This is a genomic window from Aquisediminimonas profunda (assembly GCF_019443285.1).
Lineage (GTDB): Bacteria > Pseudomonadota > Alphaproteobacteria > Sphingomonadales > Sphingomonadaceae > Aquisediminimonas > Aquisediminimonas profunda.
Map to the genome: position 1 here is coordinate 2013998 of NZ_CP080327.1, position 19550 is coordinate 2033547.

At 58.2% G+C, this 19550-nt stretch carries 20 protein-coding genes; 14 read left to right on the forward strand and 6 right to left on the reverse strand.

All coding sequences use genetic code 11. The features are described from left to right. Positions 1–20: 20 nt before the first annotated feature. The 4 genes from pyrE to lepB are packed head-to-tail and all read left to right on the forward strand — an operon-like array spanning position 21 to position 2616. Positions 21–608, forward strand: coding sequence for an orotate phosphoribosyltransferase (gene pyrE, locus K0O24_RS10050; RefSeq protein ID WP_219892608.1), 588 nt, complete (start codon positions 21–23; stop codon positions 606–608). Continuing rightward, complete coding sequence (locus K0O24_RS10055) at positions 605–1333, forward strand: pyridoxine 5'-phosphate synthase (protein WP_219892610.1); 729 nt, start codon at positions 605–607, stop codon at positions 1331–1333. Before pyrE ends, K0O24_RS10055 begins: the two co-directional genes overlap by 4 nt. Beyond that, positions 1330–1740 (forward strand): holo-ACP synthase, encoded by a 411-nt coding sequence (gene acpS, locus K0O24_RS10060; protein ID WP_219892612.1) that lies wholly within the window; start codon positions 1330–1332, stop codon positions 1738–1740. Before K0O24_RS10055 ends, acpS begins: the two co-directional genes overlap by 4 nt. Before the next feature lie 15 nt (positions 1741–1755). Then, positions 1756–2616: a signal peptidase I gene (lepB, locus tag K0O24_RS10065; protein WP_246611197.1), complete on the forward strand. Its 861-nt coding sequence runs from the start codon at positions 1756–1758 to the stop codon at positions 2614–2616. A gap of 43 nt (positions 2617–2659) precedes the next feature. Here lepB and K0O24_RS10070 read toward each other — a convergent pair whose 3' ends face one another. Both K0O24_RS10070 and rpsU read right to left on the reverse strand, forming a co-directional pair. Next, positions 2660–3247: an FKBP-type peptidyl-prolyl cis-trans isomerase gene (locus tag K0O24_RS10070; RefSeq protein WP_219892615.1), complete on the reverse strand. Its 588-nt coding sequence runs from the start codon at positions 3245–3247 to the stop codon at positions 2660–2662. Between the two features lie 71 nt (positions 3248–3318). Continuing rightward, positions 3319–3525, reverse strand: a complete 207-nt coding sequence (gene rpsU / locus K0O24_RS10075) for a 30S ribosomal protein S21 (RefSeq protein WP_219892616.1) — start codon at positions 3523–3525, stop codon at positions 3319–3321. Positions 3526–3784: 259 nt separating this feature from the next. Between rpsU and K0O24_RS10080 the strand changes: the two genes are divergently transcribed. The 10 genes from K0O24_RS10080 to trxA all read left to right on the forward strand — a co-directional run bounded on the left by K0O24_RS10080 (position 3785) and on the right by trxA (position 17751). Continuing rightward, positions 3785–4351 (forward strand): hypothetical protein, encoded by a 567-nt coding sequence (locus K0O24_RS10080; RefSeq protein ID WP_219892617.1) that lies wholly within the window; start codon positions 3785–3787, stop codon positions 4349–4351. 140 nt (positions 4352–4491) lie between these two features. Next, the gene (locus K0O24_RS10085; RefSeq protein ID WP_219892619.1) at positions 4492–4971 is read left to right on the forward strand and encodes an amidohydrolase family protein; all 480 of its coding nucleotides are present in this window, start codon (positions 4492–4494) and stop codon (positions 4969–4971) included. A gap of 84 nt (positions 4972–5055) precedes the next feature. Further along, entirely contained in the window at positions 5056–6450 is a 1395-nt protein-coding gene (gene ahcY / locus K0O24_RS10090) for an adenosylhomocysteinase (protein WP_219892620.1), read from the forward strand. Positions 6451–6559: 109 nt separating this feature from the next. Then, the gene (locus K0O24_RS10095; protein ID WP_246610947.1) at positions 6560–8866 is read left to right on the forward strand and encodes a PAS domain-containing sensor histidine kinase; all 2307 of its coding nucleotides are present in this window, start codon (positions 6560–6562) and stop codon (positions 8864–8866) included. Next, positions 8863–9306: a tRNA (adenosine(37)-N6)-threonylcarbamoyltransferase complex ATPase subunit type 1 TsaE gene (tsaE, locus tag K0O24_RS10100; RefSeq protein WP_219892624.1), complete on the forward strand. Its 444-nt coding sequence runs from the start codon at positions 8863–8865 to the stop codon at positions 9304–9306. Before K0O24_RS10095 ends, tsaE begins: the two co-directional genes overlap by 4 nt. After that, a complete protein-coding gene (locus K0O24_RS10105) occupies positions 9291–10289 on the forward strand; it encodes an aminoglycoside phosphotransferase family protein (protein WP_246610948.1) in 999 nt (332 codons plus the stop codon). Before tsaE ends, K0O24_RS10105 begins: the two co-directional genes overlap by 16 nt. Beyond that, positions 10286–11047, forward strand: coding sequence for a nucleotidyltransferase family protein (locus tag K0O24_RS10110; protein ID WP_219892625.1), 762 nt, complete (start codon positions 10286–10288; stop codon positions 11045–11047). Before K0O24_RS10105 ends, K0O24_RS10110 begins: the two co-directional genes overlap by 4 nt. Next, on the forward strand, positions 11040–13964 hold the full coding sequence (addB, locus tag K0O24_RS10115; protein ID WP_219892627.1) for a double-strand break repair protein AddB: 2925 nt from the start codon (positions 11040–11042) through the stop codon (positions 13962–13964). Before K0O24_RS10110 ends, addB begins: the two co-directional genes overlap by 8 nt. Then, positions 13957–17382 carry a double-strand break repair helicase AddA gene (addA, locus tag K0O24_RS10120; protein WP_219892629.1) on the forward strand — a complete coding sequence of 1142 codons (3426 nt, stop codon included), beginning with the start codon at positions 13957–13959 and terminating at the stop codon, positions 17380–17382. Before addB ends, addA begins: the two co-directional genes overlap by 8 nt. Positions 17383–17430: 48 nt before the next feature. Further along, positions 17431–17751 carry a thioredoxin TrxA gene (gene trxA / locus K0O24_RS10125; RefSeq protein WP_219892630.1) on the forward strand — a complete coding sequence of 107 codons (321 nt, stop codon included), beginning with the start codon at positions 17431–17433 and terminating at the stop codon, positions 17749–17751. Positions 17752–17857: 106 nt separating this feature from the next. On the opposite strand, the gene rplI is transcribed toward trxA, so the two are convergent. From rplI to K0O24_RS10145, 4 genes are read right to left on the reverse strand one after another with little or no spacing between them, the layout of a single operon-like run. After that, on the reverse strand, positions 17858–18487 hold the full coding sequence (gene rplI / locus K0O24_RS10130) for a 50S ribosomal protein L9 (RefSeq protein ID WP_219892631.1): 630 nt from the start codon (positions 18485–18487) through the stop codon (positions 17858–17860). Positions 18488–18499: 12 nt separating this feature from the next. Then, entirely contained in the window at positions 18500–18724 is a 225-nt protein-coding gene (rpsR, locus tag K0O24_RS10135; protein ID WP_219892633.1) for a 30S ribosomal protein S18, read from the reverse strand. 2 nt (positions 18725–18726) lie between these two features. After that, positions 18727–19131: a 30S ribosomal protein S6 gene (gene rpsF / locus K0O24_RS10140; RefSeq protein WP_219892634.1), complete on the reverse strand. Its 405-nt coding sequence runs from the start codon at positions 19129–19131 to the stop codon at positions 18727–18729. After that, positions 19118–19378, reverse strand: a complete 261-nt coding sequence (locus tag K0O24_RS10145; protein ID WP_219892635.1) for a hypothetical protein — start codon at positions 19376–19378, stop codon at positions 19118–19120. Before K0O24_RS10145 ends, rpsF begins: the two co-directional genes overlap by 14 nt. Positions 19379–19550: the final 172 nt, after the last annotated feature.

Consider the following 19550-nt stretch of genomic DNA (forward strand, 5'->3'; position numbering starts at 1 on the left):
TTCATACGAGGGTTCCGCTGGTGGACAACGACGATATTTTGGCTGAATTCCGGGCTGCAGAGGCTCTGCTTGAAGGGCATTTCATCCTGTCTTCAGGATTGCGCAGCCCGCGTTATCTTCAATGCGCACGGGTACTTGCCGACCCGGCACGCGCCTCGAGACTCGCTTCCGAACTCGTTTCAAGGTTGCCGAAGGAGATTCGCGATAGCATCGACATCGTGGTTTCGCCTGCAATGGGTGGAGTGATTGTTGGCCATGAAATGGGCCGGGCGCTTGGAGTCGAAGCGCTTTTCGTTGAGCGGCCGGAAGGCGTTTTCGAACTGCGTCGTGGTTTCAGGTTAAAGCCGGGTCAGCGGGTTCTGATGATGGAAGACGTCGTGACGACAGGCCTGTCATCGCGTGAAGCAATCGCCGCGATCGAGGCTGCCGGCGGCAAAGTCGTAGCGGCAGGTGCGCTGGTCGACAGGTCAAATGGCTCGGTAGAATTGGGTGTTCCTTTCTTTCCGCTCATCCGATTAGAAGTCCCGACATACGCCGCAGATGCATTGCCACCTGAACTTGCTGCGATTCCGGCGATCAAGCCCGGAAGCCGGAAGGAGGCAGCTTGAGCGGGAGATTGCGCCTCGGTGTCAATATAGACCACGTCGCGACGATTCGGAACGCGCGCGGCGGGGATCATCCCGATCCGGTCAAAGCCGCGCTGATTGCCGCGCGGAGCGGCGCTGACGGTATAACTGCTCATCTGCGCGAGGATCGCCGCCATATTCGCGATGACGATCTCGAACGGTTGATGGCCGCACTGACGATTCCGCTTAATCTGGAAATGGCGGCAACCGAGGAAATGCTCGAGATCGCTCTGAAGCATCGGCCGCGTGCTGCCTGCATTGTTCCCGAACGTCGCGAAGAACGTACCACTGAAGGCGGACTTGATGCGGCCGGGCAGATCAATCACCTGCTGCCATTTGTCGAAAAGCTGACCGCATCGAATATTCGGGTCAGCTTGTTCATAGAGCCGGACCCCGCACAGATCGAGGCAGCGATTCGTCTCAAGGCACCCGTCGTCGAATTCCATACGGGCCGGTATGCGCATCTGGAAGGTAAAGCCCGTGTGGAGGAACTGCGTCGGATTGCCGATGCGGCCGCGCTGGCGTTCAAGAACGGTATCGAACCGCATGCAGGACACGGCCTTTCGTTTGACAATGTCGTGCCGATTGCGGCCATTCCGCAGATTGCCGAATTGAACATCGGTCATTTTCTGATCGGAGAAGCGATTTTCTGTGGTCTTGAAGCCAGTGTGAGCAAGATGCGCGCATTCATGGATGATGCGCGATGATCATTGGGCTGGGATCCGACCTGTGCAATATTGACCGGATCCAGGGCTCGCTCGATCGCTTTGGCGAGCGTTTTGAGGCGCGCGTCTTTACCGACGTCGAGCGCGCCAAGGCGGCGCGCCGCCCGTTCACCAAAGCAGGCACATACGCAAAGAGATTTGCCGCCAAGGAAGCCTTTTCAAAGGCAGTTGGCACCGGATTCAAGGCTGGCGTGCATATGAAGGACATCGGCGTCGTGAATGCGCCTTCAGGTGCACCGACGCTCGCATTGACGGGCGGCGCACGCGCAAGGCTTGACGCGATGATTCCCGAGGGCCATTCCGCACTCATTCATCTTACGCTCACTGATGATCATCCATGGGCGCAAGCCTTTGTGATCATTGAAGCAATACCCAGCCTGAAAGATTGAACGCCAGTGACGAACGTGACGGATACCGCGACAGATAACAAATCCGCGCCCACTGGAGCAAAATCTGGAGTTGACTGGTGGGCTGAAACCAAAGGTGTCTTCTGGCTGGTGCTGGCCGTGCTTGGGTTCCACAGTTTCGTTGCCAAACCCTTCTATATTCCTTCTGAATCAATGATGCCGGGATTGCTGGTGGGTGATCGATTGGTGGTGACCAAATACCCCTATGGATGGTCATTTGTCTCACCGACATTTCATTTGTTGCCATTCATCCGGGGCAGGGTCTGGGGCAAAATGCCGGAACGTGGGGATGTTGTCATTGCTGCCCCACCGGGTGTGAAGGAAGATTATATCAAGCGGGTCATCGGATTGCCGGGTGATCGGCTTGAAGTGCGCAACGGAACTGTCATCCTGAACGGTGTACCGGTCAAGCGTGCCCCGGTTCGTTACGATCTGATCCCGGTCGATGCCAACGCGACGTGTAACGAAACAGACTATCCCGGCCTCAAGATGCGCGCTCGGGATGGCAAGGAATATTGCCGGATGCCGATCGTGAGGGAAACGCTGCCCAATGGCAGAAGCTATGACACGATTGACCTTGGTTACAAATATGACTCGGACGATTATGCCGCTATCACGATCCCTGCGGGACACGTATTCCTAATGGGAGACAATCGAGACCGTTCTGCGGATAGCCGCTTCTCGCTCGAAGATCGCGGCCTTGGCGGGCCAGTGCCATGGGAGAATCTTGGCGGAAGGGCCGAGTTCATTACGTTCTCACTAGATGGCACAACGCAGCTTCTGAACCCGCTCACATGGTTCACCGCCCTGCGGCCCGGTCGGGTCGGCAGGAGCCTGCACCCTGTCCAATCAGAATAGTTGGTGAAAATCTGGCGGAGGGGGCAGAGCCTTCCGAAAAACGCTACTGGCCGGGAACCATTTCTGGTGGCAATTCACCCGGAGCGCCTTGCTGCATCTGCTCCTGTTGCTGCATCGCCTGGACTTCAGCCATGCTCTTGAAATCGATCAGGTCGACATCGAAGAGCAATGTTGAGTTTGCTGGAATGCGTTCGTTGGCTTGCGTTCCATAACCCAGCGCAGGCGGAATGCACAGTTTATAGCTTCCGCCACGCTGCATCTTCTTCAGCGCTTCCGAGAATCCGGGCACAAGACCTTGAACCGGGAAGGCAGCTCGCGGATTGGAATCAAATTCCTTGCCCGTGGCAAGCGTGCCCTTGTAGCTGACCAGAACGACATCCGCTTCAGTGGGCTTCGGACCAGTTCCAGCGCGTATGACCTGGAATCGCAGGCCGCTCTTTGTCTTCTCCACAGCAGACGCGCCTTTGCCTTCTGGCGCAAATGCGCTTGCATTGCAGGCTCCGGAGACTGCCTTTTCAGTGCCCCACCACGCTGCTCCGCCGGCGATCAGCACAGCCAAGGCCACGCCGCCCCAGAGTTTGGCGAGTGAGCCCTTTTCGACGGGCGGGATCGGAACAGTAGTGACGGACATTGAGCCCCCTGGTGCCTTATGTGATCGGGCAACCCTATCGACGCAAAACGTTTGCGCCTGCCGGAAAGGTCTTAACGAACCCCGTCGCGCTCAGCGCGCTTGCGATCCATTTTGCGGGCGCGGCGCACAGCTGCTGCCTTTTCACGCGCGCGCTTTTCCGACGGCTTTTCATAGTGGCGACGCAGTTTCATTTCGCGATAAACGCCTTCGCGCTGCAGCTTCTTCTTGAGCGCGCGCAGCGCCTGATCGACATTATTGTCGCGAACCATAATTTGCATAAAGTCGTCACACTCCGGTCAATTCAGAAAGGACGTGACAATTCACGTCCGCATCAAATGGCAAAAACAAAGGGATCGTCGTGAAATGCTTCACGCCGTTCGTTGCGCGCCCCTAACAGCGGATTCGCAGAATTTCAAGGCCAAAGCACTCAACAAGCTGAACGGGAGCCTACGATGCAATTCAGCATCACGTCAGACCCCTCATGCGAAAAGGCCATCAAGGTCGGCAGTTCGAACCGCTGACCCGATGGAGGTTGAAATGCACATTGTTCGTAAACTTTCGCTTTTTGCAGCAGCAACTGCAGTAGCTGTTGCTGCTGCCAGTCCAGCTATAGCTGGCGATGGCCGTTACCGTGGTCGCGACGGGATCGATGCGGGTGACGTCATTGCCGGGGCGCTGATCATTGGTGGAATTGCAGCCATTGCTTCTGCGGCCTCAGACAATGGTCGCGGATATGATGGTCGCTGGAATAGAGATCGCGGTTATGACCGTTATGACGATGGCTTTTACAGCAATGGTTATGGCAGCCGGGCCGCTGTTGAACAATGTGTCCGCGTTGCAGGGCAAAGTGCCAGCCGCTACGGTCGGGCCCGGATCACTGACGTAACTCTTATTGATCGTATTCGTGGCGGATACGAAGTCCGCGGGCGCCTGGTGGTTGCTGGTCGCCGTTACCAGTCCCGAGACTATAATGTATGGGATCGCTACGGCTACAATTACGATAGGTACGGCCGGGACTATGACAAGGGCAAATTCGCCTGCATCGTTCGCTACGGGCAAGTTCAGGACATTCGACTGTCCGGTTTGCGAGGATCCTATTATTAAGTGAATTGGGTGGTGGTGCGACGAATGTGTCGCACCACCCCAATTTTCTATGCAGACGCTTGCGGTAACCATCTTAATTAACACTCTGCTCAGTCCCTCGTGAGAGGCTCCAGGCTCCAATCGAGCCAGGGGGTAGTGTCATGGGCAAGTTCATCAAATCGACTTTGGCAGCAGCCATTTTAGTGACTGTTCCGGCCAATTCGGCACAAGCAGCATGCTGGACGGAAACTGCCATCAGTGCTGCCAAGATCCGTGATATGGAAACGATGCTGATGGTATCAGCGCTGCGTTGTCGGGCCTCAGACCCTAGCATACTGCCCGCATATAACAATTTTGTCCGTTCAAGCCGCGTCGCATTGACGCAGGTCAACGACACGCTTCGGCGTCAGTTCGCCGATCAGGGTGGTCTTAATGGATACGACCGCTACGTAACCTCGATTGCCAATCGCTACGGAGCTGGCGCCGAGGGGCTCACATGCGATGACATGTCGTCAATCCTGTCGGCTGCGCAATCAGAGAGCGGTTCGCTCGCCGGGCTTGCTCGACTTGCGACAGCCGCGAATGTCGAACCTGTGCTCACGGGCAGCCGGTGCAACGTTGTCGTTGCGTCGCGCAGATAACATATAAAGATATCTTTATATTTGCATTGCGGAACAGTCACGGCTACGGGGCTGGTCATCTGACCCCTAGCCGGAGACCCGCAAGTGGCTGCGAATGACTATGTGATTGCCGACCTTTCCCTCGCCGATTTCGGGCGCAAGGAAATCAACATTGCCGAAACCGAAATGCCGGGCCTTATGGCTCTTCGTGCGGAATATGGTGCATCGAAGCCTTTGAAGGGCGCGCGGATAACCGGTTCGCTGCACATGACAATCCAGACCGCCGTGCTCATCGAGACCTTGGTTGAACTTGGAGCGGAAGTTCGCTGGGCGACGTGCAATATCTTCTCCACCCAGGATCATGCCGCTGCCGCGATTGCCGCGCGAGGTATCCCGGTATTCGCCATCAAGGGTGAAAGCCTTGCGGATTATTGGGATTATGTCGGACGGATCTTTGACTGGGGTCATGACCAAACTGCCAATATGATTCTCGACGACGGCGGCGATGCGACGATGTTCGCGCTTTGGGGTGCCCGCGTGGAAGCGGGAGACAGCCTGCCGGAACCCGGAAACGAAGAAGAGGTTGAATTCCAGCGGGCGCTCAAGGCGTTTCTGAAGGCAAAGCCAGGCTATCTGACCATGTCTGTCGCGCACATCAAAGGTGTTTCAGAAGAAACCACCACCGGTGTGCATCGCCTTTATCAGATCGCAAAGGACGGGAAGCTGCCTTTCCCCGCGATCAACGTGAATGATAGCGTCACCAAATCCAAGTTCGACAATCTCTATGGTTGCAAGGAATCGCTTGTCGATGCGATTCGCCGTGCAACGGACGTGATGCTGGCCGGCAAGGTTGCCTGTGTTGCTGGCTTTGGCGACGTGGGCAAGGGTTCCGCGCAGTCGCTGCGCAACGGGGGCGCTCGCGTGATGGTCACTGAAGTTGATCCGATTTGCGCCCTGCAGGCCGCAATGGAAGGCTTTGAGGTTGTGACGATGGAAGACGCGGTGACGCGTGCGGATATCTTCTGCACCGCGACAGGCAATGCCGACGTAATCACAGCTGCGCACATGGCTGCCATGAAGCCGATGAGCATTGTCTGCAACATTGGCCACTTCGACAGCGAAATTCAGATTGCAGCGTTGTCCAACTACAAGTGGACCGAAGTGAAGCCTGGCACCGATCTCGTCGAATTTCCGGATGGGAAGCAGATCATCGTGCTCGCCAAGGGACGTCTGGTGAATCTTGGCTGCGCAACCGGCCATCCGTCATTCGTCATGTCGTCGAGCTTTACGAACCAGGTGCTGGCTCAGATTGAGCTTTTCACAAAGTCGTCCGAGTATCAGAATCAGGTCTATGTCCTGCCGAAACATCTCGATGAAAAGGTGGCCGCGCTGCACCTGGACAAGCTCGGCGTGAAACTCACAAAGCTGACCGAAAAACAAGCAGCCTATATTGGTGTTGGTCGCGAAGGACCATTCAAGCCGGATCACTATCGCTACTGAGCTTGCCCTTCCAGAAAGGCGTATCAGCGCCTAAGGGAGAGGATATGCTCGCGAGCCTTTGCCTATGCTGATTTTGACGCACACCATGGGGGTGCTCATTGGCGCCGTGATGGCAGTATGGCTTGGGCTTGCGGTTTGGGCTGTCTGGACCGGATTAAAGCTCAGGAAGCGAGCGGAATTTTCGACCAGCCAGGCGGATCGGCTGGCATCGCTGCTTGAATCAGCGCCAGCGCTTCCCTTGATGGTCCGCAACGATGGCCGCATCGAAGCGCCTGAACGACTGGCAGATTGGCTGGGATTGCCGAAGGTTCCCAATTTCGTTTCCGACCTGGCTGGCCACAACTGCGGCCTTACAGATGACGATGCTGCGGCGCTGGTGCGTGATGTTTCGGCGGTGCAGAGAACGGGGCGCAGTTTCTCCCGTGCGATCCGAGCTCAGGGTTCCTCCAGGACACTGCTGGTCCGCGGCGCCCCTGCTGCCATTCGCCTTGGTTCTGCTGGCGCCGTTATCCTTTGGTGGTTTGATGCAACAGAAAGCCAAGCTGAAATTGGCAGGCTTGGCGAAGAAAGCGCACGGCTGAAGTTGGCGTTTGATCGACTGTCCGGATTGATTGAAGCTGCACCGATGCCCATGTGGCATCGCGGGCCGGACATGCGGATTGCCCTCGTCAACAATGCATATGTCCGTGCAGTGGAAGCTGAATCCGCTGCTGAAGTGATCGCTCGCGGCCTCGAACTGGTCGATGCAGGCACGGAAGCCAGCCCTTTGGCTGCACCCCAGCGGGCGAAGGAAACCAACCAGCCTGTTACACGTGTTGTGCCTATTACCGTGGGCGGTGAGCGCCGCGCGGCGAGAATTGTCGATGTGCCCCTCGGCGATGCCGGGGTGGCCGGATTTGCAATGGATGTGGAAGAGGTGGAACGTGCGAATGCCGCTTTCCGCCGGTTCGTCGCATCCCAGAGAGACACTCTTGATCGGCTCTCGGCTGGCGTTGCCCAGTTTGGCGCGGACCGGTCGTTGCTTTTTTGCAATCAACCCTTCGTCCGGCAATTTGCGCTAAAACAGGAATGGGTGGCAGAACGCCCCAATTTCGATCGCCTGTTGGATCGTATGCGGGAAGCCAACAGAGTTCCAGAAACGCGTGATTTCCCGGGCTGGAAAGCAGAACACCGTGAGTGGTTCACGGCAAACGACGGCGTTCAAGAAGAAAACTGGCTGTTGCCTGACGGAGCGCACCTTCGGGTTGTGGCTCAGCCTCTGCCAGACGGTGGGCTGCTGGCGATTTTTGAGGACAGGACAGAACAGGCTCAATTGGCAAGCGCGCGCGATACCTTGCTTAGAGTACGCACTGCCACATTCGACAATATGTTCGAGGCCGTTGGCGTATTTGAATCTGACGGGAGGCTGCACCTCTGGAACAGCCGGTTCCGCCAGGTTTGGGATTTTGAAGAAGATTTCCTCGCCGGGCACCCTCATGTCGATGCGCTTGCAGAGGCCGCATCATCGCGACTTTCAAATCCGTCACGCGCCTCCCTGATTCGAGAAATGGTTCGTTCCGCGACAGTCGAGCGACAGCAAAGGAGCGGCAGGCTTGCGCTAAAGAATGGGCGGCATTTCGAATTTGCGGCGGTCCCGCTTCCTGATGGAAACGCGCTTTTTACAATGCTCGATATCTCGGACAGCCGAAGGGTTGAAAGCGTCCTGCGTGAGCGGGCTGATGCGCTCGAAGAGGCCAACCGCGTCAAGTCGAGCTTTGTCGCAAACATGAGTTACGAGCTCCGCACGCCGCTTACGTCGATCAGTGGATTTGCAGAGATGCTGCAGCAAGGCTTCGGGGGAAGCCTGGAAGAGCAAGGCCGAGCCTATGTTGCTGCGATCCTTGATTCCACTGAGCGCCTGAGCAGCTTGGTCGACAAGGTGCTCGATTTGACACAAAGTGACGCAGGACAATTACCGTTGGAACGCAAGGCCGTGGACATCGCGGTTATGCTCAACGAAGCGGCGCGCGACCATCGTCCCGCGGCTGTGGCAAAAGAGATCGATTTTGCGATCGAGATCGACCAGGCAGTGGGCGTGGTGCATGGCGATGCGAAGCGGTTGCGCCAGGTTTTTGATCATTTGCTGGAGAACAGCCTGACCTATACGCCGGAGGGTGGACGGATACTTCTGCACGCAGAAGGCGACAATGAGCGGGCTTTGGTCATCGTTTCTGACAATGGCCCGGGCATGAACATGGCCGAGCAGACGGCTGCACTTGATCGGTTTGGGCGTGTTGGTGAAAACCGAAACAGCGAGGCTTCCCTGGGTCTGGGATTGCCGCTTGCAAAGCAGTTTGTGGAAGCACACGGCGGATCACTAAAACTTGTTTCGGAACCGGGGCAGGGCACTCTGGTCAGGATCGAATTGCCCCGATGATTCTTAAAGACGAGGCAGCGACAGAAGCCGCCGGTCGCGAATTGGCACCCAGTCTGCGTGCTGGCGATGTCGTCGGACTATTCGGCAACCTCGGGGCAGGAAAGACGAGCTTTGCGCGCGGTGTTTTGGCTGGCCTCGGTCTCGCTGACGAGGCGCCGAGCCCGAGTTTTGCGCTTGTCATACCATATGCGCCGCCAGCGGTCCGAATCCCTGTCCTCCATGTCGATCTATACAGGCTCGAATCAGCGGAAGAGATCGAGGAACTTGGACTTGATGATGCGCTCGGGGAAGCTGCCCTCCTGATAGAATGGCCGGAACGGCTCGGTGATCGGCTTTGGCTACAGACGCTGAAAGTGCAGCTCGCGGATGCCGGATCGCAGGGCAGAAGCTTGACAGTTTCGGTGCCGCCGTCTTGGGAGGGTCGATGTCCGTTTCAATGATCCCGCCTGCCGCAGCGCCCGATTTTCTCGCTCATAATGGCTGGGCAGGAGCCACCATCCTTCCGCTTGCGGGAGACGCATCGTTCCGACGGTACTTCAGGGTCGTGCTTGGGAGCGCAAAAGCAGTCCTTATGGATGCCCCGCCGCCTCATGAAGATCCGCGGCCATTCATTGCCGTTGCGCAATGGCTGGTCGAACAGGGGTTTTCGGCACCTCACATTCTCGCTGCGGACCTCGGTACGGGGCTGGTCCTGATTGAGGACTTTGGCGGCAACAGGATGCGCGAAGCCATCGATGCCAACCCTTCGCTGGAGCGGCCGCTCTATCGAGCGGTTACGGATTTGCTTGTGGAGCTTGCTGCAAAGCCCGCAATGCCCATCGCACCCTATTCCATGGCGGAATATCAACGCGAGTTGGGGATATTCATTGATTGGTACTGCCCCGCAGTCGGCCTTGCGCCAAACACAGCCGCCTTTTCAGATGTCTGGGCAGAGCTCCTTGAACCTGTGCTTTCCGCGCAGTCAAAACCTGTAACCGTCCTGCGAGATTATCACGCCGAGAACATCATGCTGCTGGAAGGCCGCGAGGGTAGAAATCACTTGGGGCTGCTCGATTTTCAGGACGCCTTGGCCGGCCACCCTGCGTATGATCTTGTTTCGATGTTGCAGGACGCGCGGCGCAGTGTTTCAGCTGAAATCGAGGCCGAGTTTCTTGCCCACTATGTTAAGTGCGCTTCCCCGTCAGCGGGCTTCGTGGATGCCTACCATGTGCTCGGTGTACAGAGGAACCTGAAGATACTCGGTATTTTCACGCGACTTTGGAAGCGCGACGGAAAGCCACGGTATCGCGCGTTTCAGCCACGTGTTTGGGCCTATCTCGAGCGTAGCCTTGCGCATCCTGCGCTGGCACCGGCGAAGGCCTGGATGGATGCCAACATCCCGACTGAAAAGCGAGCGCAAGCCTGGATAGAGTTCGTCGAATGAGCAAGGTTCGAAAACCCCTGACCGTGCGGCCGAAGCTGGAAGCGAAGGTTCCCCAAACGGCCATGGTCATGGCTGCAGGCAAGGGAACACGCATGCGGCCGCTTACTGCGACGCGCCCCAAACCGCTGATCGAGGTCGCCGGCACGACGCTGCTTGATCATGTACTGGATCATCTTCGGGTGGCTGGAGTTTCTCGCATTGTCGTGAACGTCCATTATTTCGCCGATTCCCTCGAAGCGCATCTCAAGTCGCGCGCAAGGGACCTTGAAGTCGTCATCTCTGACGAGCGCGGAGAACTGCTTGAAACGGGAGGGGGGCTGATCAAGGCAAAGGACTTGTTGCGCGACGATCCGTTCCTGTGTGTCAATACCGACAACATCTGGATCGATGGTCCGGTTGATGGGATCCAGCTCCTGGCATCGCATTGGGATGATTCACGGATGGATGCCCTGATGCTGCTCGTGCCACTCGCGCGAGCCCACAATCACGCGGGTCGGGGTGATTTTCAGATGGATCCTTGGGGGCGCCTGTCACGGCGCAAGCCTGGCAAGGTGGCCCCCTATGTCTGGACCGGTATCCAGATTCTTTCGCAACGACTCCTGGTGGATCCGCCTGCGCGGGTATTTTCAACCAATGTACTCTGGGATCGTGCGATTGCCGCCGGGCGTTGCTTTGGTGTTGTTCATCAAGGGCTTTGGTTTGACGTCGGAACCCCACCTGCCATTCCCAAAACAGAAGCGATGATCGCCGATGGCTGACCGTTTCGGTCCGGCCGTCTTCACAATCCCGCCGATACGGGCCTTTGCCGATGCGCTGGTGGCAGGCGTACTGGCGCAGCATGGCAGCGACAAAATGGTCCTTGCGCGAGGTATGATCCTCGTCCCGAACAATCGTGCGGGGCAGGCCATTCGCGAGGCATTTGTGCGCCAGGCTGAACATGGGTTGCTGTTGCCAAGGCTCGTGGCCGTCGGGGACAGTGAACTGGAAGAGCAGGCAGGTGCAGTCTTTGACCTCATCGATGATGCGCCGATTCCCCCGGCGATCGAGCCGCTCCAGCGGCAGCTAATCCTTGCCCGGATGATCCAGAAGGATCGGGGTGTGGATGGCGCTGAAGCAATGCGTCTTGCGGTTGACCTGGCACGCACGCTCGACCAGCTTATTGTCGAAGATGTTTCGCCATCCAGACTGGCAGAACTTAATCTGTCAGGTGAACTTTCCACTCATTGGAATGCATCGCTTGAGCAAATGCGGGCCATCCTCGAGCTATGGCCTATGGAGTTAGAGCGCCGTGGACGGATAGATCTCGCCGATCGTCGGAACAGGCAGTTGCGTCGCGTGGCGGAGGTCTGGCGAGCGCAATCTCCAACCGGGTTCGTCATCGCAGCGGGTGTGAGTACAGGTGCACCTGCTGTGGCCGAACTTCTGGCGCAGGTTGCGCGCATGCCCGGCGGCCAAGTCGTGCTGGCCGGGCTCGATCTTACCATATCAGAATTGGAATGGTCGAAAATCGGCGGAGGAGAAGGTGATCCGGCAATCGAGACGCACCCGCAATTCCATCTCTACCAACTCCTCTCGCGGATGAAGATTGGCCGCGGCGAAGTCCAGCGCTGGAAATGGAGTGGAGACGTCACTTCAACGTCGAAGCGCGCTCGCGCAATCAGCCATGCTTTTGCGCCAGCGGAAATGACACAGTCCTGGGTCGGACTCGACAAGGCCGATCGAAATCTCGCCGGTGTCTCGGCGCTCGAACTCGCCAACCCGGCTGAGGAAGCACAGGCGATTGCGTTGGCAATCCGGGGTGCAATCGAAGAGCCGGGCCGCACTGTTGCCCTGATTACGCCAGACCGCGCTCTCGCGTCGCGGGTTTCAGCGCATCTTGCGCGTTGGCAGATACAGGCGGACGATTCCGCAGGTCAGAGCCTTGCAAGCTTGCCGAATGGCACTTTGCTCCTGCTCCTCACCGAGGCTGCAGCCGATCACTTCTCGCCATCTGCCTTGCTCGCTTTGCTCAAGCATCCGCTCGTCATGCAGGGTGACCCGAGGCGCACCTGGCTTGATCAGGTGCGCAAGCTTGACCTCGTCCTGCGAGGCCCGCGTCCCGCGCCAGGCCTAAACGGAGTTGCCCGCTTCCTGTCCGCAGGCGACAAACGGACTGAACGCCGCAGAGGCGAGCTGCAAAGCTGGTGGGCAGAGACTTCCGCAATTCTGGCTCCTCTCGAACACCTGGCTGGAAAAGATCTGCCAGCCATGCTCGCGATTCTGCGAGAAGTTGCAGGGACGCTCGCTGGAGACTCGCTCTGGTCCGGGCAAGCGGGGCGCGAACTTGCGGGTATGATTGGCAACCTTGAACGGGATGCCGCCGATGGTCCTACTGGCATTTCATTGAGTGTCCTGCCGCAATTGCTCAGGCAGTTGATTGGGGGCGTGGCAATGCGACCAGGGTATGGCGGGCATCCACGCGTATTCATTTGGGGACTGCTCGAGGCCAAGCTCCAATCTGCCGATTTTGTGATCCTTGGGGGGCTCAACGAAGGTAGCTGGCCTCAATTGCCGGCGCCGGATCCCTGGCTGGCACCACGTATCCGGCGTGACCTTGGGTTACCGAGCCTCGAGCGTCGGATTGGCCTGTCTGCCCATGATCTTGCAAGTGCGCTTGGAGCACCCCGGGTGCTGCTGACCCGTGCCAAGCGGGATGCGCGAAGTCCGACGATTGCTTCGCGCTTCTGGCTCCGTCTTGCAACGATGGCAGGCGGGTTGGATCCGCCCGATCTCGACTTTCGGCAACTGGCACAGGGCATCGATACCAATTCAGGCAAGGCAGCACGTGCAAAGCGACCGGCACCGTGTCCTCCTGCAGTTGATCGTCCGCGCTCAATTTCGGTAACCGCTGTTGACCGTTTGAGTGCTGATCCATTCGCTTTTTACGCAAGTGCAATCCTTGGGCTGAATAGATTGGAACCGGTTGATGCCGATCCCGGTCCGGCTTGGCGCGGCAGCCTTATCCATGATGTTCTGGAACGTTGGGCAAAGGACGATGCGTACAAGGAGGGCGCGCTTGTCGCTCGAATGAACGCAGCACTCTCAGGTGGCACACTCCATCCCTTGATCCGCGCTCTCTGGCTGCCCCGCCTTTCCGAAGCCGCAGAATGGATCGAAAGGAGTGTTGCTGAAAACAAGGCGCAAGGGCGAACACCTCTTGTCGCAGAAGTTTCCGGCGAAACTGAATTCGCAGGGGTCAAGATCCGCGGGCGGGCGGATCGGATAGACAGGCTCACGGATGGTCGTCTGGCAATCGTGGACTACAAGACCGGGGAAGGGCCAAACAACAAACAGATCGCGGCAGGCTTTGCCATGCAACTCGGACTGGTTGGGCTGATTGCAGAACAGGGGGGATTTGAAGGCGCCCATGGCCAAAGCGGGGCCTTCGAATATTGGTCGCTGGCTCGACACGGGAAAAGCAGACAGTTCGGGAAGATCACGTCTCCCGTTGCTGGCAACAATGCGGTTTCCGAGCCCGAGAAATTTGTCGATCTTATCGCAGCTCAGTTCCGGGAGGCGGCTGCGAACTGGCTGACCGGCATCGAACCGTACAAGGCAAAGATCCGGCCAGAATATGCCTGGGCGGATTACGACCAGCTGATGCGGCTTGAGGAATGGCAGGGTCGCGATGTTTGAATCCGCGCCACATATAAGACTGCCGACACTCAAGGATGAACAGGCGGAAGCTTCACACCCTGAGCAAGGCGATGTCTGGCTATCTGCATCTGCGGGAACTGGAAAGACCCAGGTTCTGACCGCCCGCGCCCTAAGGCTTCTCCTACATGACGCCCGTCCAGAAACGATCCTGTGCCTGACATTCACCAAGGCTGGCGCTGCGGAAATGGCCAACCGGATCAATGAAATTCTAGGTCGTTGGGTGCGATTGCGTTCGACGGACCTTGCCGCTGACCTGAGGGCGCTGGGCGAACCGTTCGGTCCAGAAACCCAATCAAAGGCCAGAACACTTTTTGCAAAAGTACTTGATGCGCGCGGCGGCGGATTGCGCATCCAGACGATCCACAGCTTCTGCCAGTCTCTCCTTGGCGGTTTTCCAGCAGAGGCTGGCCTGATTCCCGGTTTTCGAGCCATAGAAGGGCGCGAAGAGGCGACACTTGCCCAATCGGTTCTGGCAGAGATGGTTGCCGGAGCCGATGCTGGCGGCCAGATCGGGTTGATCGAACGGCTCCAGCAACTGAGCCATCGACTGGGAGAGGACGCCGCCCGAGCCGTTCTTGACCGCTGCGCCCGCGATCCTGAAGCCATGGAAGAGCTGGGCGGCGGGATCGATGCTCAAGTGCGCCGGTGGCTTGGTCTTGGTGATGCAGACCCTGATGCAATCCTGCTCTCCGCGTGTACAGACGGCGGCTTCGACCGATCGGTACTCGAACGCATCCGGATCCTGAACGGTGATTGGGGTACCCCGACGGGACTGAAGCGCGCCGATGCCATTTCGGCTTGGTTGGCCATGCCGCCAGAACAGCGGGCTCAGTCGATAACACTGCTGACTGACGTCTGGACAAAATCCGATGGGGAAATGCGCAGCTTCAGCAAGGGGCAGGCGCCAAGTGCAGAAGACTATGCCGCGCTTGGTGAGAAAATGTTCGCTTTCTTCAACGGGAAACTGGAGCTTCAGCGACTGGCAAGGACAGCGGGAGACATTGCCAACGCCCTTATCGTCGGACAAGCCTATTCCCGGGCCTATAAGGCTGCAAAGCAGGCACAAGGCGTTGTCGATTTTAACGATCTGATCCGCCACACGGCAAGGCTCCTTGATACGCACGGCATGGGAGACTGGATCCGCTACAAGCTGGATCAGGCGACAGATCATGTGCTGGTTGATGAAGCCCAGGATACCAACGCGCGCCAGTGGGACATCGTGAAGGCGATCGCCGGGGAATTCTATGCAGGCGAAGGGGCCAAGGCCGATGCCGTCCGGACGCTCTTTACAGTGGGTGACTATAAACAGGCGATCTTCGGGTTCCAGGGAACGGATCCCAAGGAATTCGAGAAAGCGAAAGAGCATTTCAAACGCCTTGCAACGGGAGCAGGGCGCGAGGTCAAAGACCTCTCTCTTGCGCATTCCTACCGGTCAGGGCGGCCTATACTGGCACTTGTCAATCAGCTGATTGATATCGTGACGCCTGCCGCAATGGGACTCGATCGTGCACCGATTGCGCATGTGAGTGCCCGCTCAGGGCAATCTGGGAGTGTTACGCTTTGGCCACCAGTCAAAGCTAATGACGAAGGGGAAGAAGGCGAAGAGGCTGAGGAAGGCTGGCTCAGCGATTCCGAGCTCAAATGGGCAGCCGAGATTGCAAACAAAGTCCGCGACTGGACACTCGGGCCAAACAGGTTGCGATTGCGGAATGAAGGGCGAGATGCAGAGCCTGGGGATGTTCTGATCCTAGTTCAGAAGCGCGGCGACCTTGCCCGGACTATCGTTTCCCGCCTGCATGAAGCAGGGGTGCCGGTTGCAGGCGTTGACAGGCTTACGCTCAACGCACCCATAGTCGTGCAAGACCTCATGGCATGTATTCGGTTTGTCCTGCAGCCGGACGACGATCTAAACCTTGCAGCCCTGCTGGTTTCTCCATTGCTGGGATGGAGCCAGGACGATCTCTATGACCGGGGCAAAAAGCGAGAAGGTGTCTCGCTGTGGCAGTATCTCGGCGAGCACAAGCCTCAGCCTTTGCTCGACCTGCTTGGAGCAGCGGATTTTTCGACGCCGCATCGGTTTCTGGAATCGATCCTTTCGGGGCCTATGCAGGGCCGAAAAAAGCTGATCGCCAGACTAGGCGAAGAAGCGCGCGATCCGATCGAGGAGCTGCTCAACCAGGCGCTAGCCTTTGAACGCGACTTAACGCCCTCGCTGCAGTTGTTTGCCGATTGGTTTGACCGGGGAGAAGTCGAGATCAAGCGGGATTCCGCACAATCCGGCGGAGCCGTTCGCGTCATGACGGTCCATGGTGCCAAAGGTTTGCAGGCCCCAATCGTGATCTTGGCAGATGCAACTAGCGATCCCGACTTCAAGAAGGCGCGTGAACTCGACTGGATTGCAGAAGACGGCCTCAAGCTCCCGATTTTCCGACCGCGAAAGAACGAGATGGTTGGATCCTTGATCACATCGGCTGATGCCAGCGACCTGCGGGAGCGGGAAGAGCATTGGCGGCTGTTGTATGTCGCCTTGACCCGTGCAGAGGAGCATCTGTTCATCGGAGGTGCCTTGAAGCCCAGCCAGATGAAGAAGGGTTTGGGGGAAAGATGCTGGCACCTGCAGGTCGATCGAGCACTTGCCGAGATGGGGATAGCGGAGGTCGACGGCGAACGGACGCTGATCCATCATGAAGCAGAGCCGAGACGTTCGCGATCGACTGAACCTGAGACCGTTCGGACTGTGCATGAGCCGGAGTGGTTTCGGAAGCCGGCCCCGGAAGAAGCGCGCCCGCCGCGACCCTTGGCTCCGTCGGCAATTTTGCCAGCCGACACGGTGTCCGACCCGCCGCCCTCTCCCGAAATGCGACGGGCAGCAGAGCGGGGGGTGCGCCTGCACAGTCTGTTTGAGCGCCTGCCCGATGTCGAACCTGCTCGCCGGGCAGCGTTCGCGGACCGCTGGTTGCGGGAGGCAGCCGCAATGGACGATGTAGACGCTCGACGGTCGTTGATCGCCGATGCCTTGCGCGTCCTGGACGACCCGGCGTTTGCCGAGATCTTCGCGCCTGATGCACTTGCGGAAGCTCCGCTGGCCGGTGTGGTGGAGGGGCAGGTGATCGCCGGGACTGTGGATCGTTTGCTGGTGAGTGACGCGCAGGTGCTTGTTGTCGATTTCAAGACGGGCAGGCGTGTTCCTGCGACAGCCGAAGCTGTCCCTCCTCACCACAAGGCGCAAATGGCAGCTTATGTTGCTGTTCTACGTGGCATTTTTCCCGACCGCGAGGTGCGGGCGGCCTTGCTCTATACATCCGGCCCAAATCTGATCCAGCTGACGGATTCCGATCTTGAACCGCACAAGCCCGGCTTTCATGGACAACAGGACAATTTGGCCAGTGCCGGTTGAGAATGTTCGGCCGGCTGCCTAGATTGATCTCAATTAAGGAGAATCCCCATGGCCACCAAGAAGATTACCGACCAGAGTTTCGCAACCGACGTCATCAACGCAGGCGGGCCCGTGCTCGTCGATTTCTGGGCGGAGTGGTGCGGGCCGTGCAAGATGATCGGGCCGAGCCTTGAAGAGATCAGCGATGAGCTGGCCGGCAAGGTGACGATTGCCAAGATCAACATCGACGAGAATCCCGACGCCCCATCGAAATATGGCGTGCGCGGTATCCCGACAATGATCCTGTTCAAGAATGGAGCCCCAGCCGCGACCAAGGTCGGCGCGGCGCCCAAGTCGGCTCTCAAGGGCTGGCTGGAAGGCGAGCTCTAAGCGTCCGTCGCCCTTGCAGCGGCAGGGGTAACGATCGTCCAGAAAAAAAGAAAAAGGCCGGTGTCCAAAGGGATACCGGCCTTTTCTTGTATGGTGTCAGAAGAAATCAGGCTTCGTCCGAAGCCTCTTCTGCGTCGGCCTCTGCAGCAGGCGCCGGAGCAGCTTCTGCAGCTTCGCCAGCGATCACGCCGGGCTCTGCGTTCGGATCGAAATCCTCAACGAAACCGGCCGTGTCCTTTTCGAACATCTGCGCCATGACGTCGACACCCTGCGACTGAAGCTCGGCTTCTTCAGGCGACCGTGCAACGTTCACCTTGATCGTGACCGAGACTTCCGCGTGGAGCGCAACCTTCACGTCATAGACACCAATGGCCTTGATCGGCTTGTCGAGCACGACCTGCTGGCGTGTGACATGCTTGCCTTCGGCTTCCAGCGCCTCGACGATGTCGCGCACCGCAACCGAACCGTAAAGCTGTCCGGTGTTGGACGCCTGACGGATCAGCGTGACAGCGGTGCCTTCCACAGTCTTGGCGGCCGTTTCGGCCTCGCTGCGCTTGGCATCATTGTCGGCAACGATCTTCGCCTTGTTGGCTTCAAAGATCTTGAGGTTGGCTGCATTTGAGCGCAGCGCCTTCTTGCGCGGCAACAGGAAGTTGCGGGCAAAGCCGTTCTTCACGGTGACGACATCACCAATGGCACCGAGCTTTTCGACGCGTTCGAGCAAAATGACTTCCATCGAATTCGCTCCTTATTTCACGAGATAGGGCAGCAGGCCGACGTGGCGTGCGCGCTTGATGGCCTGGGCGAGTTCACGCTGCTTTTTGGCGGAAACGGCGGTGATACGCGAAGGGACGATCTTGCCGCGTTCGGAGACGAATCCCTGAAGCAGGCGAACATCCTTGTAATCGATCTTCGGCGCATCCTTGGCGGCGAAGGGGCAGCTCTTGCGGCGGCGGAAAAACGGACGTGCCATGATTATTCATCTCCTCCGAACATGTCATCGCGACGCGGACGATCGTCCCGGTCGCGGCGCGGGCGATCTTCGCGATCGCGCCGGTCTGACTTGCGCATCATCACCGACGGGCCAGCTTCGTGCGCATCGACCTTCACCGTCATGTAACGGATGATGTCTTCATTGATCTGGGTCTGGCGCTCAAGCTCGGCAACGACGGCACCGGGTGCGTCCAGTTCGAGCATCACATAATGCGCCTTGCGGTTCTTGGCGATCTTGTAGGCGAGCGAGCGCAGACCCCAGGTCTCCGTCTTCACGACCTTGCCGCCATTCTTTTCGATGATATCCGTGGCATTTGCTGCCAGCGCGTCCACCTGGGCCTGAGCCAGATCCTGACGCGCAAGGAATACGTGCTCATACAGAGCCATAAATCTTGCCTTTCTCTACCGATCGCTGACGCAGCACCATGCTTGCGCCCCTCCGGCCTTCTTCGATTCCCCGTGGGGAGGCGCGCCATTGGCGGAAAAGCAGGCAGATTGCAAGCTGTTCTGTCGCCGCCATGCAGGGGTGACGGCGGAACTTGTCAAACTTGTCATTCCCTTCCGGTAGAATGATACCCGCCTCGTGTCGGCTGGCATCGCCGCGTCCGGCTAGACTCTCGGGAAGGATGGCCATGCACCTCACCGAACAGGATGAAGCAGAACGGAGCCGAATAGGAAAGGGCCTTTTCACGCCGGACCGCAAAAGCATTGAGTCAATTACAAGGTTGTTTTTGGCCAAGTCCATAGTTTAACGACCAATGCGGTGGCCGAACAAATGCCGGGGGGCGGCATCTCGAGCCAGAGTT

Coding starts and splice junctions, on each gene's coding strand:
- acpS (WP_219892612.1), top strand. CDS start 1,330: ATGATCATTGGGCTGGGATCCGACCTGTGCAATATTGACCGGATCCAG.
- K0O24_RS10070 (WP_219892615.1), bottom strand. CDS start 3,247: ATGTCCGTCACTACTGTTCCGATCCCGCCCGTCGAAAAGGGCTCACTC.
- rpsU (WP_219892616.1), bottom strand. CDS start 3,525: ATGCAAATTATGGTTCGCGACAATAATGTCGATCAGGCGCTGCGCGCG.
- K0O24_RS10080 (WP_219892617.1), top strand. CDS start 3,785: ATGCACATTGTTCGTAAACTTTCGCTTTTTGCAGCAGCAACTGCAGTA.
- K0O24_RS10085 (WP_219892619.1), top strand. CDS start 4,492: ATGGGCAAGTTCATCAAATCGACTTTGGCAGCAGCCATTTTAGTGACT.
- K0O24_RS10095 (WP_246610947.1), top strand. CDS start 6,560: ATGGCAGTATGGCTTGGGCTTGCGGTTTGGGCTGTCTGGACCGGATTA.
- tsaE (WP_219892624.1), top strand. CDS start 8,863: ATGATTCTTAAAGACGAGGCAGCGACAGAAGCCGCCGGTCGCGAATTG.
- K0O24_RS10105 (WP_246610948.1), top strand. CDS start 9,291: ATGTCCGTTTCAATGATCCCGCCTGCCGCAGCGCCCGATTTTCTCGCT.
- K0O24_RS10110 (WP_219892625.1), top strand. CDS start 10,286: ATGAGCAAGGTTCGAAAACCCCTGACCGTGCGGCCGAAGCTGGAAGCG.
- addB (WP_219892627.1), top strand. CDS start 11,040: ATGGCTGACCGTTTCGGTCCGGCCGTCTTCACAATCCCGCCGATACGG.
- addA (WP_219892629.1), top strand. CDS start 13,957: ATGTTTGAATCCGCGCCACATATAAGACTGCCGACACTCAAGGATGAA.
- trxA (WP_219892630.1), top strand. CDS start 17,431: ATGGCCACCAAGAAGATTACCGACCAGAGTTTCGCAACCGACGTCATC.
- rplI (WP_219892631.1), bottom strand. CDS start 18,487: ATGGAAGTCATTTTGCTCGAACGCGTCGAAAAGCTCGGTGCCATTGGT.
- rpsR (WP_219892633.1), bottom strand. CDS start 18,724: ATGGCACGTCCGTTTTTCCGCCGCCGCAAGAGCTGCCCCTTCGCCGCC.
- rpsF (WP_219892634.1), bottom strand. CDS start 19,131: ATGGCTCTGTATGAGCACGTATTCCTTGCGCGTCAGGATCTGGCTCAG.
- K0O24_RS10145 (WP_219892635.1), bottom strand. CDS start 19,378: ATGGCCATCCTTCCCGAGAGTCTAGCCGGACGCGGCGATGCCAGCCGA.